This window comes from Schaalia hyovaginalis (assembly GCF_014208035.1).
Classification (GTDB): domain Bacteria; phylum Actinomycetota; class Actinomycetes; order Actinomycetales; family Actinomycetaceae; genus Pauljensenia; species Pauljensenia hyovaginalis.
In genome coordinates this window covers 1,453,323-1,469,045 of the sequence record NZ_JACHMK010000001.1, presented here as the reverse complement: position 1 = coordinate 1,469,045, position 15,723 = coordinate 1,453,323, and the positions used below count along the sequence as shown (strand labels likewise).

The following is a 15,723-nucleotide window of genomic DNA, read 5'->3' as shown; positions in this document are numbered from 1 at the left end:
GAAGCGCGGCGTGACCCAGGGAGGGAATATGAGCGTCCTCGCTCCGAATGCCACGAGAACCGGACTCTACGATCCGGCGTATGAACACGACGCCTGCGGCCTGGCCCTCGTCGCGGCGCTGAGCGGACCCCCCACGCACGCGATCATCCGGGCCGGACTCACCGCCCTCGAGCGCCTCGACCACCGCGGCGCCGTGGGCGCCGAGGAGAACACGGGCGACGGAGCGGGCATCCTCATCCAGATGCCCGACGCCTTCCTCAGGGAGGCGATCCGACCCGATCTGCCCGCACCCGGCTCCTACGCCGCCGGCCTCGTCTTCCTCCCCGGAGCGGCCCACCAGCGCGTCGAGCTCTCCAAAGCGGTCGCCGCCGTCGAGCGCATCGCGAGGGAGGAGGGCCTCAGAGTGCTCGCATGGCGCGATGTGCCCGTCGAGGACGGCCCCATCGGCCCGACCGCCCGAGGATCGCTGCCGACCTTCCGTCACCTCGTCGTCGCCGATGCGAACTCCCAGCGCCACGGACGCGCCCTCGACATCGCGGCCTTCCGCCTCAGGCGCCGGGCCGAGCGCGAGCACGGCGTCTACATGTCGGGCCTGTCGACCGCGACCATGGTCTACAAGGGGATGCTCACGCCCCACCAGCTCCCCGACTTCTTCCCCGACCTGCGCGATGAGGCCATGACCTCCCGTCTCGCCCTCGTCCACTCGCGCTTCTCGACGAACACCTTCCCGTCCTGGGACCTCGCCCAGCCCTTCCGCATGATCGCCCACAACGGCGAGATCAACACCGTTCGCGGCAACCGGAACTGGATGGCCGCGCGCCAAGGGCGCCTCGCATCCGAGGCCCTCGGAGACCTGGCGCCCCTCATGCCCGTGACCACCGACGGCGCCTCGGACTCCGCCTCCCTCGACGAAGTGCTCGAACTCCTCGTCCTCGCGGGGCGCCCCCTTCCCCTCGCCATGGCCATGATGGTCCCCCAGGCCTGGGAGAACGACCCCCGCATCTGCGAGGACCTGCGCGCCTTCTACCGCTACCACCAGGCGCTCATGGAGCCCTGGGACGGGCCCGCGGCCGTGACCTTCACCGACGGCCGGCAGATCGGCGCCCTGATCGACCGCAACGGCCTGCGCCCCGGACGCTGGCTCGTCACCGAGGACGACATCGTCGTCCTCGCCTCCGAGACCGGCGTCTTCGACGTCCCCGAGGACCGGATCCGCTCCAAGGGCCGCCTCGAACCCGGCCGGATGTTCTTCGTCGACCTCGACAAGGGCCGGATCATCCCCGACTCCGAGATCAAAACCGGACTCGCATCAGCGGCGCCCTGGCGGGAATGGCTCGAAAAGGGCATCGTCTCCCTGAGCGACCTGCCGCCGCGCGAGCACATCGACCACTCGCGCTCCTCCGTCCTACGCAGGCTCCAGGAATTCGGCTACACCCAGGAGGACCTCGACGTCATCCTCGCGCCGATGGCGGCCTCCGGCGCGGAGGCCATCGGCTCGATGGGCCAGGACACGCCGCTGGCGGTCCTCTCGAAGCGCTCGCGCCTGCTCTTCGACTACTTCAAGGAGCTCTTCGCCCAGGTCACGAACCCGCCCCTCGATGCGATCAGGGAGGAGATCGTCACCTCCCTCGCCCAACTCATCGGCCCTCAGCCGAACCTTCTGAGCGACGGCCCCGAGCACGCCCGCAAGCTCGCGCTCGACTTCCCCGTGCTCGGCTCCGACGACCTCGCCAAACTCACGCACATCGGCTCGGCCAAGGCCGGCAAGGGCTTCTCCTCACGGACGATCTCCTGCCTCTACCGCTGCTCGGGCGGGGGAGAGGCCCTCGAGGCCGCCCTCGAGGACATCTGCGCTCAAGCGGATGCCGCGATCGACGAGGGCGTGTCCTTCCTCATCCTGTCCGACCGCGAGACGAACGCGGAAATGGCCCCGATCCCGTCCCTGCTCGCCACCGCGGCGGTCCACCACCACCTCCTGCGACGCCAGACCCGCACGCGCGTCGGCCTCATCGTCGAAGCCGGGGACGTCCGCGAGGTGCACCACGTGGCGACCCTCATCGGCTACGGCGCATCGGCGGTCACCCCCTACCTCGCCATGGAGGCCGCGGAGGAGCTCGCACGCGCAGGACGCCTCGGGCCCACGAGCGCCGACGAGGCCGTCGCCCACCTCATCAAGGCCCTCGGCAAAGGGGTGCTCAAAGTCATGTCGAAGATGGGCATCTCGACCGTCTCCTCCTACTGCGGCGCCCAGGTGTTCCAGGCCATCGGCCTCGACGAGGGCTTCGTCGCCCGCTATTTCACGGGCACGCCCTCACCGCTGGGCGGCATCGGCATCGACGTCATCGCCCAGGAGGTCGCCGAGCGCCATGCGATCGCCTACCCGCCCTCGGGGATCTCGCCCGCCCACCGGGCGCTCGACGTCGGCGGCGAATACCGGTGGCGCCGGGAGGGCGAGGAGCACCTCTTCACGCCCGAGAACATCGCCCGGCTCCAGACCTCCACGAGAACCGCGTCGCGCGAGATCTTCCGCGAATACACCCGTGGAGTCGACGACCAGGCCAAGCGCCTCATGACCCTGCGCGGCCTCATGCGCCTGCGGACCGACGAAGTCGAACCGGTGCCCCTCGAAGAAGTCGAACCGGTATCCGAGATCGTCAAGCGCTTCGCGACCGGCGCGATGTCCTTCGGCTCCATCTCCCGCGAGGCGCACGAGACGATGGCGATCGCGATGAACACCCTCGGCGCGCGCTCGAACTCCGGCGAGGGCGGCGAGGCGCCGGAGCGCCTCCGCGACCCCCTCCGCAACTCCGCGATCAAACAGGTCGCCTCGGGCCGTTTCGGGGTGACCGCGGACTACCTCTCGCACGCCCGCGACATCCAGATCAAGATGGCCCAGGGGGCCAAGCCGGGCGAGGGCGGCCAGCTGCCCGCCGCCAAGGTCTACCCATGGGTCGCCCAGGAGCGCCACTCGACCCCCGGCATCGGTCTCATCTCACCGCCGCCGCACCACGACATCTACTCGATCGAAGACCTCAAACAACTCATCTCCGACCTGAAGAACTCCAACCCCGAGGCGCGCATCCACGTCAAGCTTGTCTCCGAAGTCGGGGTCGGGACGATCGCCGCGGGAGTATCGAAAGCCAGGGCCGACGTCGTCCTCATCTCGGGAGCCGACGGCGGAACCGGAGCCGCTCCCCTCACATCCCTCAAGCACGCGGGCGCGCCCTGGGAACTCGGCATCGCCGAAGCCCAGCAGACCCTCGTCCTGGGCGATCTGCGCGACCGCATCGTCGTCCAGGCCGACGGACAGCTCAAGACCGGACGCGATGTCGTCATCGCCGCCCTGCTCGGAGCCGAGGAATTCGGTTTCGCGACCGCCCCGCTCGTCGTCTCCGGCTGCGTCATGATGCGCGTCTGCCAGAAGGACACCTGTCCCGTGGGCGTCGCCACGCAGAACCCCGAGCTGCGCGAACGCTTCACCGGCAAGCCCGAGTACATCATCACCTTCTTCACCTTCATCGCCGAGCAGGTCCGCGAGATCCTCGCCTCGCTCGGCCTGCGCTCCATCGATGAAGCCGTCGGACGCGTCGACCTGCTCGACGCCAGGGAGGCGATCGACCACTGGAAGGCCTCCGGCCTCGACCTGACGCCCATCTTCCAGAGGATCGAACCGCGCCCCGGCTCCTCGCTCCACTGCGTCAGGCCCCAGGAGCACGGGCTCGATTCGGTCCTGGACCAGCGCTTCATCAAGCTCGCGAGCCCCGCCCTCGAAAGCGGACAGGCGGTGTCGATCTCCTCTCAGATCGCCAACACCGACCGCACGACCGGAACCATGCTCGGGCACGAGGTCGCCCTGCGCTACGGAGACCACGGACTCCCGGCGGACACGATCGACATCGAACTGACGGGCTCGGCGGGGCAATCGCTCGGCGCCTTCCTGCCCCGGGGCATCACGATCCGCGTCTTCGGAGATGCCAACGACTACGTGGGCAAATCCCTGTGCGGAGGCACGATCGCCCTCGCGCCCGCGCGCCGGGCCCGCTTCGAAGCCGCGGAGAACACCATCGCGGGCAATGTCATCGGCTACGGCGCGACCTCCGGCGAGCTCTTCATCGCCGGCCGGGTCGGCGAGCGCTTCGGCGTGCGCAACTCCGGCGCCACGCTCGTCGTCGAAGGCGCGGGCGATCACGCCCTCGAATACATGACGGGCGGCGAGGCCGTCATCCTCGGACCGACCGGCCGCAACATCGGAGCCGGAATGTCGGGAGGCGTGGCCTACATCCTCGACCTCGACCCGCAGGCGATGAACGGCGCCGCCGTTGCGACGCTCACCTTCAGCGCGCTCGGGGACGAGGATCGCGAGCGGGTCGGATCGCTCCTCGAACGCCACCTCGCGCTCACCGGTTCTAGCACCGCCGCCGACCTCCTCGATGCGGGCGGTCGCGGTCTCGATCGATTCACCCGCATCGAACCTGCCCACTACGCCAGGGTCACTGAGCTCCTGGCCGAGGCCGACGCCGCCGGCACCCCGCGTGAGGACGCGGAACTCTGGCGCACGATTCTGGAGGTGTCCAATGGCTGATCCGAAAGGCTTCCTGACCATCCGCGAGCGCGAACTGCCCGGGGAGCGCCCGGTGGCCGAACGCATCCGCGACTACCGGGAGGTCCACGGCCTCCTGCCCCTGAGCGTCGTGTCGGATCAGGCGTCGCGCTGCATGGACTGCGGCACGCCCTTCTGCCACATGGGCTGCCCGCTGGGCAACGTGATCCCCGACTGGAACACGCACTCCTGGCGGGGGGACTGGCACTCGGGCATCGAGCGCCTCCACGCGACGAACAACTTCCCCGAGTTCACCGGGCGGCTGTGCCCGGCACCCTGCGAGTCCGCATGCGTCCTCGGGATCAACCAGGAGCCGGTGACGATCCGCAACATCGAGCAGACCACCGCGGACACCGGCTGGGAGGAGGGCTGGGTCACTCCGCAGATCCCGCAGCGCCTCACCGGCAGGACCGTCGCGGTCGTCGGTTCGGGACCCGCCGGGCTCGCCGCCGCCCAGCAGCTCACACGGGCCGGTCACACGGTCGCCGTCTTCGAGCGCGATGACGCCCCCGGCGGGCTCCTGCGCTACGGAATCCCCGAGTTCAAACTCGAGAAGGCCCTGCTCGACCGGCGCCTCGACCAGATGCGCGCCGAAGGCACGCGTTTCCACTGCTCGGTGAACATCGGCGAGGACCTCACGGGCGAGGACCTCCTCGAGCGCTTCGACGCGGTCGTCCTCGCCCTCGGATCCAGGCGGGGCCGCGACCTGCCGGTGGCGGGCCGCCAGCTCAGCGGCGTCCACCAGGCCGTCGACTACCTCACGGCATCGACGAAGCACGTGCTCGACGGGGTCGAAGACGCTTTCATCAGCGCGAAGGACCGGCACGTGGTCGTCATCGGGGGCGGCGACACCGGTTCGGACTGCGTCGGCACGGCGATCCGGCAGGGCGCGTCCTCCGTGACGAGCCTGGAGATCATGCCCGAACTGCCCAGGCAGAGGCCGGATTCCGAACCCTGGCCCGCCTTCCCGAGGCTCTTCAAGGTCTCCTCCTCGCACGAAGAGGGCGGGGAGCGGCTCTACTCGGTCTCCACCGTCGAGCTCATCGGCGACGAGTCCGGGAAGGTCGTCGCCCTCAGGCTCGCCGATGTGTCGATGGAATCCGGTCGGCCGACCCCGATCGAGGGCAGCGAGCGCCAGATCGACGCCGATCTCGTCCTCCTGGCGATGGGCTTCACCGGAGTCGAGAAGGAGGGCCTCGTCGCCCAGCTCGGGCTCGCAGTCGATGAACGTGGCCGGATCGAGAGGGACGGCGACTGGAAGACCTCGGTACCCGGGGTCTTCGTCGCCGGTGATGCGGGCCGGGGGCAGTCGCTCATCGTCTGGGCGATCGCCGAAGGGCGCTCGGCGGCCGCCTCGGTCGACGCCTACCTGCGCGGCCGCACCGAACTGCCCAGTCCGATCGCGCCGACGACGATGCAATACCGCCCCTGAGGCGGTCGAATACGGGAGGGACGGCGCTGCGGGCGTCCCCTCCCGTATTCTGTCGCCGTGGCAGATCCGGCTAGCTATCGACCCAAGACGAGCGAGATCCCGACCTCGCCGGGCGTCTACCGATTCAGCGACGAGCAGGGGCGCGTGATCTACGTCGGAAAGGCGAAGAATCTTCGCAACCGGCTGGTGAACTACTTCCAGGACCCGGCGAATCTGCACCCCCGGACGCGGCAGATGGTCTTCACCGCGGCTCGCGTGCAATGGACGGTCGTGCGCACCGAGGTCGAGGCGCTCGCCTTGGAATTCACGTGGATCAAGGAATTCGATCCCAGATTCAACGTGATGTTCAAGGACGACAAGACCTACCCCTACCTCGCGATCACGATGGGGGAGGAGATCCCGAGGGTCCACGTGACCCGCCAGGCGAAGAGGGCCGGCACGCGCTACTTCGGCCCCTACACGCAGGTGTGGGCGATCAGGGAGACCATCGATCTCCTCTCCCGCGTCTACCCGGTGCGCACCTGCTCGCCGGGGGTGCTCGCGAGGGCGAAGGCCCAGCGCCGTCCCTGTCTGCTCGCCGACATCGGCAAATGCGCCGCTCCGTGCGCGGGCAGGATCACGATCGAGGACCACCGTCTCCTCGCCGAATCCCTCTGCGACTTCATGGAGGGGCGCTCCGATCCCGTGGTCTCTCAGTTGAGGCAGCGGATGAGCGAGGCCGCGGCCAAGCTCGACTTCGAAGAGGCCGCCCGGCTCCGCGATGACCTCAAGGCGATCGAAACGGTCCTGGCCAAGAGCGCCGTCGTCCTCGACGAGGGCACCGACGTCGACGTGTTCGCCCTCGAGGCCGACGAACTCGACGCCGCCGTTCATGTGTTCCACGTGCGAGGAGGCAGGATCCGCGGCACCCGGGGATGGGTGATCGACCGCCTCGACGACGCCGATGAATCGGTGCTCATGGCGCGCCTGCTCGAACAGGTCTACTCCCAGCTCCCCGCCGCCGAGTCCGAGCGGAGCGGCCCGAGGAGGAGCGCCGCGCCCTCGTCGGTCGACGACATCGCCCACACGCCGACGACCGCCGTCCCGCGGGAGATCCTCGTCTCCGTCTTGCCGGAGGAGCCCGAGACGCTCACCCGCTGGCTCTCGGGGCTGAGGGGAGCGCGGGTGGGCCTCCGCGTGCCGCAGCGGGGGGCCAAGGCGGCCCTCATGGGGACCGTCGCCGAGAACGCCCGCCAATCCCTCGTGCTTCACCGCACCCGCAGGGCGTCCGATCTCACGGAACGCTCGAAGGCCCTTGAGGAGCTCGCGGAGTGCCTCGGCCTTGAGGCCGCCCCGCTTCGGATCGAGTGCTACGACGTGTCCCACACGATGGGGACCCACCAGGTCGCCTCGATGGTCGTCTTCGAGGACGGGGGGCCGCGCAAGGACGCGTACCGCGCCTTCAACATCCGGGGTGAGGACGGCGCCGGCGCGGCCGATGACACGAGCGCGATGACCGAAGTCCTCACACGGCGCTTCACGCGCCTGCTCGCCGAGGAATCGGGCCTCCAGGGCGAGGACGAGGAGGGGATCGCCTTCGCATCCGGACCGATCGACGCGCACTCGGGCCGGCCCAGGCGCTTCTCCTACCGTCCCGACCTCGTGGTCGTCGACGGCGGTCCTCCTCAGGTGAACGCCGCCAGACGCGCACTCGACGCCATCGGCGTGGACGTCGCCGTCATCGGTCTGGCCAAGCGGCTCGAAGAGGTGTGGATCCCCGGCGACGAGTTCCCGGTCATCATGCCCAGGGCATCCGCCGGCCTCCATCTCCTCCAGTACCTCCGCGATGAATCTCACCGCTTCGCGATCACGAAGCACCGTTCGAAGCGGACGAAGGCGCAGACGCGCTCCGTGCTCGATGAGATCCCGGGCCTGGGCCCCTCGCGTCAGAGCGCCCTGCTCGCCGCATTCGGCTCCGTGAAGCGCCTGAGGCGCGCCTCCGTCGAGGAGATCGCCTCCGTGAAGGGCATCGGCCCGGCGCTCGCCGCGCTCATCTGCGCTGCGCTCGCACCCGCACCCTCCGAGTCCTCCTCGGCTAACCTGGGCGAGTAGCCAGTGAAGGAGCCGACGATGACACCATCGAGACCCGCATCCACCCCTCGCCGAATCCTCCTCCTCGGCTCGGGCGAGCTCGGCAAGGAGGTGGCGATCAGCCTCAAGAGGCTCGGACGCGAAGTGATCGCCGTCGACTCCTACCCGGACGCCCCCGCGATGCAGGTCGCCGATTCGCACGCCGTCATCGACATGACCGATCCCGATGCGCTGCGCGCCCTCGTGGAGCGGGTCGCCCCCGATCTCGTCGTGCCCGAGGTCGAGGCGATCGCCACCCGGGTGCTCGTCGAGATGGAGACCCGGAGCGGTCTGCGGGTCGTGCCGACCGCCAATGCCGTGCTCGCGACGATGGACCGCCAGAGGATCCGCGCGCTCGCCGCCGGACTCGAAGGCGTGAGGACCTCGGCATTCGCCTTCGCCTCCAGCGCCCAGGAGATCCGCGAGGCCCTCGAGATCACGGGGATGCCCGCTTTCGTCAAGCCGACGATGTCCTCGTCCGGTCACGGCCAATCCCGCATCACCTCGATCGATGAGGCGGAGGCGGCCTGGAGGAAGGCCCTCGACGGCGCCCGCTCGACCACCGGCCGGGTCATCGTCGAGGAGGAGGTCCGTTTCGACTCCGAGATCACGCTGCTCACGGTGCGCTCCCTCGATCCTGCGAGCGGCGAGGTCGTCACCTCCTTCGCCGCGCCCATCGGGCACCGTCAGGTCGACGGCGACTACGTGGAGTCCTGGCAGCCGGCCGAGATCTCGCCCCTCGCCCTCGCCCAGTGCCAGGAGATGGCCCGCACGGTCACCACGGCGCTCACGGCATCGGGGCCCGGCCCGGGGCTCGGGCTCTTCGGGGTGGAGTTCTTCATCGCGGGCGATCGGGCGTGGTTCTCGGAGCTGTCCCCGCGCCCGCACGACACGGGCATGACGACGATGATCACCCAGGACCAGTCCGAGTTCGACCTGCACGCCCGAGCGATCCTCGGCCTTCCCGCGGATCCGGCTGCGACGACGGCCGGCGCCTCCGCCGTCATCACCTCGACGAGGGCGGTGGCGGATCCCGAATACCGGGGGATCGGCCGGGCGCTCTCGCTCGCGGACGACCTCCGGATCTTCGGCAAGCCCGTGTCCCGGGCGGGGCGCAGGCTCGGGGTCGCCCTCGCGAAGGCGGGGACGACGGCCCGCGCCAGGCAGCGCGCCCGAGCCGGGGCGAAGGCCATCGAGGTCGTCGAAGCCGCCGCACTGACCGAAGGAGACGCCAGATGAGGACCAGCCAGCCGCTCGACGACGAGAATCCGCCCACGGTCCCGGCGGGAATCCCCCTTCTCGACGGAATCGCGCCGCCGCCGGCGCCCACCTCCAACGAGGTCTTCATCATCACCGGTTACTCCGGCGCGGGCCGCACCGGGGCGGCGCGCGCTCTCGAGGACCTCGACTGGTACGTCGTCGACAACCTGCCGCCGATGATGATCCCCGCCCTCGTGGGCATGATGTCGCCGGACGGGGGAGGTGTGCACCGTCTCGCCGTCGTCGTCGACGTGCGTTCGCGCACCTTCTTCGCCGACTTCGTCAAGGCCCTCGAGCAGTTGAAGTCCACGGGCACGAACTATCGCATCGTCTTCCTCGAGGCGAGCGTCGAGGCGCTCGTCAAGCGCTATGAGGCGAACCGGCGCCCGCACCCGCTCCAGGGGGGCGGGACTCTCCTCGACGGGATCTGCGCGGAGGAGCGCCTGCTCGCGCCGGTGAGGAGGATCTCCGATGAGATCATCGACACCACCTCGATGAACGTCCACGATCTCGCCCGTCACGTCCGCGACGTGGTCGCGAACGAGGCGGCGCGGCCACTGCAGATCACCGTCGAGTCCTTCGGCTTCAAACGGGGCATTCCGATCGACGCCGACCACGTCCTCGACGTCCGTTTCCTCAAGAACCCGTATTGGGTCGATGAACTCCGCCATCTCACCGGACGCGATCGCGCGGTGGCCGACTACGTCCTCGATCAGCCCGGGGCCAGGGACTTCGTCGTCGGCTACGCGAACCTCCTCTCGCCGATGCTCAAGGGCTACCTCGTCGAGCTCAAGCCCTTCGCCACGATCGCCGTGGGATGCACCGGCGGCCAGCACCGGAGCGTCGCCTGCGCCGAACTCATCGCGGACACCCTCAAGACGAACGGCTATTCTGTCCGGGTTCACCATCGCGATCTCGGGAGAGAATGATGACCTACCTCGATGCCGCAGGCTGGGCCCTAAGGGGCGAGGCCGGCGATCCGGTCGTGGCGCTCGGCGGGGGGCACGGCCTTTCGGCGACCCTGCGCGCGCTTCGGCACATCACTCGCTCCCTCACGGCCGTGGTCACGGTCGCCGATGACGGTGGCTCCTCGGGCCGTCTGCGCAAGGAGATGCCGATCTTGCCCCCGGGCGACCTCCGGATGGCGCTGGCGAGCCTCTGCGAAGAGTCAGAATGGGGACTGACCTGGCGCGATGTTCTTCAGACCCGTCTACGCACCTCGGGTCCGCTCGACGGTCACGCCCTCGGCAACCTGCTGATCTCCGGACTCTGGCAGCTCCTGGACGATCCCGTCGAGGGCCTCCAGTGGGTCGCCCGCCTGCTCGGGGCGAGCGGCCGCGTGCTCCCCATGTCGACCCAGCCCCTCGACATTGAGGCGGACATGGACGACGACGGCCGACGCTACACGGTCTCGGGCCAGTCGAAGGTGGCGATCGCCCCGGGAACGGTCGAAGGCGTCCGGATCACACCGGAGAATCCCGAAGTCCCCGAGCAGGTGATCGAGGCGATCTCCGAGGCCTCGTGGGTCGTCCTCGGCCCCGGCTCCTGGTACACCTCGGTGATCCCCCACCTCCTCGTCCCCTCGATCCATCGCGCCCTCGTCACCACCGATGCGCACCGGGCGCTCATCCTCAATCTCTCGCGCCAGCGGGGCGAGACCGATCGCCTCTCCACCGCCGACCACGTTCGCGCGATCTCCCGCTACGCGCCCGACTTCAAGCTGGACGTGGTGATCGCCGATCCGACCGCGACCGACGACATCGACGACCTCATCGTCGCGAGCGAGGAGCTCGGCGCCCGAGTCCTTCTCCGGCAAGTCCGGACGGGCGACGGCCAGCCCCATCATGATCCCCTGAGACTCGCCGCCGCCCTGCGCGACGCCTTCGACGGCTTCCTCGGCGAAGTCGGCCGCACCGAGACCTGGCTGCCCTGAATCCGAGGAGAACCGTGTCACTCACCACCGACTTGAAAGAAGAGCTCGCGCGCATCACGCCTGCGAGCGTCCAGGCGATGGCCGCGGAGGTCGCCGCCACGCTCAGGTTCGCGGGCGGCCTGCACCTCGTCTCCGGCAGGATCCTCATCGAGGCCGAACTCGATTCGCCGGCTGCTGCGCGGCGCCTGAGGGGCTTCCTCCACGCCTTGTACAACGCGGAGTCCTCGGTCGTCGTCGTCTCGGGGGGCACCCTGCGCAGGGGCAAGCGCTACGTCGTGCGGGTGGTGCGCAAGGCCGATGACCTGGCCAGGCTGACGGGCCTCGTCGATGCGCTGCGCAGGCCCGTGCGCGGCCTGCCGGCGGTTCTCGTCGCATCGGGTCCGGAGGAGGCGGCGGCGATCTGGCGGGGGGCCTTCCTCGCTCGGGGATCGCTCATGGAGCCGGGGCGTTCGAGCTCCCTCGAGGTCACCTGCCCCGGCCCGGAAGTCGCCCTCGCGATGGTCGGATGTGCGCGCAAGCTCGGAGCCGCTGCACGTTCGAAGGAGGTACGCGGCGCCGACCGCGTTTCCGTGAGGGATTCCGAGGCGATCGGCGCCCTCATCCGCGCGATGGACGCCGAGGAGACCCACAAGGTGTGGCAGGACCGTCGCGAGCGGCGCGAAGCCCGGGGGAGCGCGAATCGCCTCGCGAACTTCGACGACGCGAATCTGCGCCGTTCCGCCCGCGCCGCAGTGGCCGCCGGAGCACGAGTCGCGCGGGCCTTCGAGATCCTCGGCGACGACGTGCCCGCGCACCTGGAGGAGGCGGGGCGCCTGCGCCTGCAGTTCAAGCAGGCCTCGCTCGAGGAGCTCGGCAGGCACACGGACCCGCCGCTGACGAAGGACGCCGTCGCCGGACGGATCCGCAGGCTCCTGGCCATGGCGGACAAGGCCGCGCGGGAGCGGGGCGTCCCCGATACCGAAGCCGCCCTCACGCTCGACATGCTCGAAGACGACTGAGGACCAAAGTCCAGGGTGACCTCCCGGAAGTAACGGGCGCCACTGTCGAAGGCGGGGCGCCATGATGCCCGCAGATGACGCCGGGTGTAGATTAAGGGGTGCTGGAACCGCAGAGATCTGCGGGCCGCCTTCGCATCCCGCGAAGCCGGTTGCATCGAAAGAACGTGCCCGCGCAGGGCACGAGCAGGAGGACAATAGTGACCACCCGCGTTGGCATCAACGGCTTCGGCCGCATCGGCCGCAACTTCTTCCGCGCCGCCCTCGAGCAGGGCGCGGATATCGAGATCGTCGCCGTTAACGACCTCACCGACACCAAGACCCTCGCTCACCTCCTCAAGTACGACTCGATCCTCGGTCGTTTCTCCGGCGAGGTCTCCTACGACGAATCCTCGATCATCGTCAACGGCAAGGCCATCAAGGTCCTCGCCCAGCGCAACCCCGCCGACCTCCCCTGGGGCGAGCTCGGCGTCGAGGTCGTCGTCGAGTCCACCGGCTTCTTCACCGACGGTGAGAAGGCCAAGGCCCACATCGAGGCCGGCGCCAAGAAGGTCGTCATCTCCGCCCCGGCGAAGAACGTCGACGGCACCTTCGTCATGGGCGTGAACGAGGCCGACTACGACGGCGCCTCGATGAACATCGTCTCGAACGCGTCCTGCACCACCAACTGCCTCGCCCCGCTCGCCAAGGTCCTCCACGAGAACTTCGGCATCGTCCGCGGCATCATGACGACGATCCACTCCTACACCGGCGACCAGCGCGTCCTCGACGCCCCGCACGGCGATCTCCGCCGCGCCCGCGCCGCCGCCCTCAACATGATCCCGACGAAGACCGGCGCCGCCCAGGCCGTCGCCCTCGTCCTCCCCGAGCTCAAGGGCAAGTTCGACGGTCTCGCCGTCCGCGTTCCCACCCCGACCGGCTCCCTCACCGACCTCACCTTCCAGGCTGAGAAGGAGGTCTCGGTCGAGGCCATCAACGCGGCCGTGAAGGCCGCCGCCGAGGGCGAGCTCAAGGGCATCCTGGCCTACACCGAGGATCCGATCGTCTCCACCGACATCGTCGGCGATCCGCACTCCTCGATCTTCGACGCCTCCGAGACCAAGGTCATCGGCGATCTCGTCAAGGTCCTGTCCTGGTACGACAACGAGTGGGGCTACTCCAACCGTCTCGTCCAGCTCACCGCTCTCGTCGGCTCGAAGCTCGCCTGAGCTGAAACCGACGCTGTGATCGGCTGACACCGGCGCCCGTCCGCCCTTTGGGCGGGCGGGCGCCCGTGTTCTCCAGACATACGGGTGGATCATCCGCCCCTGACGAAAGGCTGGTTCTATGAGGACCATCGAATCCCTCGGGGACCTGCGCGGCAAGCGCGTCCTCGTCCGTTCGGACTTCAACGTTCCGCTCAAGGACGGTGCGATCACCGACGACGGCCGTATCCGCGCCGCCCTGCCAACCCTCACACGCCTCGTCGAGGCCGGCGCGAAGGTCGTCATCATGGCCCACCTCGGCCGCCCCAAGGGCCAGGTCGACCCGGCGTTCTCCCTGGCTCCCGTCGCGGCCCGCCTCGGCGAGCTCATCGACGCCCCCGTGACCCTCGCCGGCGATGTCGTCGGCGAATCCGCCAAGGCCACCGTCGCCGGGCTCGGCGACGGTGAGATCGCCCTGCTCGAGAACGTGCGCTACGATGCCCGCGAGACCTCCAAGGTCGATGAGGAGCGCGCCGAACTCGCGGCGGCCTACGCCGAACTCGGCGACGCCTTCGTCTCCGACGGCTTCGGCGTCGTCCACCGCAAGCAGGCGTCCGTCTACGACATCGCCAAGCTCGTGCCCTCGGCCGCGGGCCTCCTCGTCTTCAAAGAGATCGAGTCCCTGCGCAAGGCGACCGACGATCCTGAGCGACCCTACGGGGTCGTCCTCGGCGGCTCGAAGGTCTCCGACAAGCTCGGCGTGATCGCCAACCTCCTGAAGAAGGCGGACCGCCTCTTCATCGGCGGCGGCATGGCCTTCACCTTCCTCGCGGCCAAGGGCTACTCGGTCGGCAAGTCTCTCCTCGAAGAGGATCAGATCGAGACCGTCAAGGGCTACATCGCCGAGGCCGCCGAGCGCGGTGTCGACCTCGTCCTTCCCGTCGACGTCGTGGTCGCCCCCGAGTTCGCCGCCGACGCCCCCGCCACCGTCGTGGCCGCCGATGCGATCCCCGCCGACCAGATGGGCCTCGACATCGGTCCCGAGTCGCGCGCGCTCTTCGCCGAGAAGATCACCTCGGCGAAGACGGTCGCCTGGAACGGCCCGATGGGCGTCTTCGAGTTCCCGGCTTTCGCCGAGGGCACGAAGGCCGTCGCTCGCGCGCTCTCCGAAGGAGACATGTTCTCCGTCATCGGCGGCGGCGATTCGGCCGCTGCCGTCCGTCTCCTCGGCTTCGACGAAGAGACCTTCTCCCACATCTCCACTGGCGGCGGCGCCTCCCTCGAGCTCCTCGAGGGCAAGACGCTTCCCGGTATCGCAGTTCTGGAGGACTGAACCATGGCACGCACCCCACTCATGGCCGGCAACTGGAAGATGAACCTCGATCATCTCGAGGCGAATCACCTCGTCCAGGGCCTCGCGATGGAGCTCAAGGATCACAATCACGACTACTCGCGCTGCGAAGTCCTCGTGATCCCGCCCTTCACCGACATCCGCACCGTCCAGACGATCGTCGACGCCGATGAGCTCGGCATCAAGTACGGCGCCCAGGACGTGTCGATCCACGACAACGGCGCCTACACGGGCGAGATCTCGACTTCGATGCTCGACAAGCTCGGCTGCACCTACGTGGTCATGGGCCACTCGGAGCGCCGCGAGTACCACAACGAGTCCGACGAGCTCGTCGGCGCCAAGGCCCGCAAGGTCCTCGATGCCGGCATGACGCCGATCCTGTGCTGCGGCGAGGCCCTCGAGGTCCGCAAGGCCGGCACGCACGTCGAGTTCGTGCTCGGCCAGATCCGCGCGGCCCTGGCCGGCTGGTCGGCCGAGGACGTTGCGAAGATCGTCATCGCCTACGAGCCCATCTGGGCGATCGGCACCGGTGAGACCGCGACCGCTGATGACGCGCAGGAAGTGTGCGGTGCGATTCGCGCCGCCCTCGCCGAGGACTTCGGCGCCGAGACCGCTGAGGCCACCCGTGTCCTCTACGGCGGCTCCGCCAAGCCCGGCAACATCAAGGAGCTGATGGCTCAGCCCGACATCGACGGCGCCCTCATCGGCGGCGCTTCGCTGAAGGCCGACTCCTTCGCCGAAATGGCGCGCTTCTACGCCTGATCCTCAGGATCTTTCACATCGTTGGGGCCAGCCGGTGCGCCGGTTGGCCCCAACGCCCTTTCGGGAAGTAGACTTCATCCGTCAGCCCGTCGTGGCA

Annotated in this window: 10 protein-coding genes; all 10 read left to right on the top strand. The window is 69.1% G+C overall.

The genetic code is table 11. The features are described from left to right. The first annotated feature begins 28 nt into the window (after positions 1–28). A complete protein-coding gene (gltB, locus tag HD592_RS06320) occupies positions 29–4,582 on the top strand; it encodes a glutamate synthase large subunit (protein WP_184452625.1) in 4,554 nt (1,517 codons plus the stop codon). Then, positions 4,575–6,032, top strand: a complete 1,458-nt coding sequence (locus HD592_RS06315; protein ID WP_184452623.1) for a glutamate synthase subunit beta — start codon at positions 4,575–4,577, stop codon at positions 6,030–6,032. The genes gltB and HD592_RS06315 overlap by 8 nt, the downstream gene beginning before the upstream one ends. A 57-nt stretch (positions 6,033–6,089) precedes the next feature. Continuing rightward, complete coding sequence (gene uvrC, locus HD592_RS06310; RefSeq protein ID WP_184452621.1) at positions 6,090–8,123, top strand: excinuclease ABC subunit UvrC; 2,034 nt, start codon at positions 6,090–6,092, stop codon at positions 8,121–8,123. Positions 8,124–8,141: 18 nt separating this feature from the next. Next, positions 8,142–9,380 carry a formate-dependent phosphoribosylglycinamide formyltransferase gene (gene purT, locus HD592_RS06305; RefSeq protein ID WP_184452619.1) on the top strand — a complete coding sequence of 413 codons (1,239 nt, stop codon included), beginning with the start codon at positions 8,142–8,144 and terminating at the stop codon, positions 9,378–9,380. Further along, positions 9,377–10,330: an RNase adapter RapZ gene (gene rapZ / locus HD592_RS06300; RefSeq protein ID WP_184452616.1), complete on the top strand. Its 954-nt coding sequence runs from the start codon at positions 9,377–9,379 to the stop codon at positions 10,328–10,330. Before purT ends, rapZ begins: the two co-directional genes overlap by 4 nt. After that, a complete protein-coding gene (locus tag HD592_RS06295) occupies positions 10,330–11,334 on the top strand; it encodes a gluconeogenesis factor YvcK family protein (protein WP_184454507.1) in 1,005 nt (334 codons plus the stop codon). The genes rapZ and HD592_RS06295 overlap by 1 nt, the downstream gene beginning before the upstream one ends. 14 nt (positions 11,335–11,348) lie before the next feature. Continuing rightward, a complete protein-coding gene (whiA, locus tag HD592_RS06290; protein WP_184452614.1) occupies positions 11,349–12,332 on the top strand; it encodes a DNA-binding protein WhiA in 984 nt (327 codons plus the stop codon). Positions 12,333–12,529: 197 nt separating this feature from the next. Then, positions 12,530–13,537, top strand: a complete 1,008-nt coding sequence (gap, locus tag HD592_RS06285) for a type I glyceraldehyde-3-phosphate dehydrogenase (protein WP_184452612.1) — start codon at positions 12,530–12,532, stop codon at positions 13,535–13,537. Between the two features lie 118 nt (positions 13,538–13,655). Continuing rightward, on the top strand, positions 13,656–14,846 hold the full coding sequence (locus tag HD592_RS06280; RefSeq protein ID WP_184452609.1) for a phosphoglycerate kinase: 1,191 nt from the start codon (positions 13,656–13,658) through the stop codon (positions 14,844–14,846). Positions 14,847–14,849: 3 nt separating this feature from the next. Beyond that, positions 14,850–15,626, top strand: a complete 777-nt coding sequence (gene tpiA / locus HD592_RS06275) for a triose-phosphate isomerase (protein ID WP_184452607.1) — start codon at positions 14,850–14,852, stop codon at positions 15,624–15,626. Positions 15,627–15,723 lie beyond the last annotated feature (97 nt).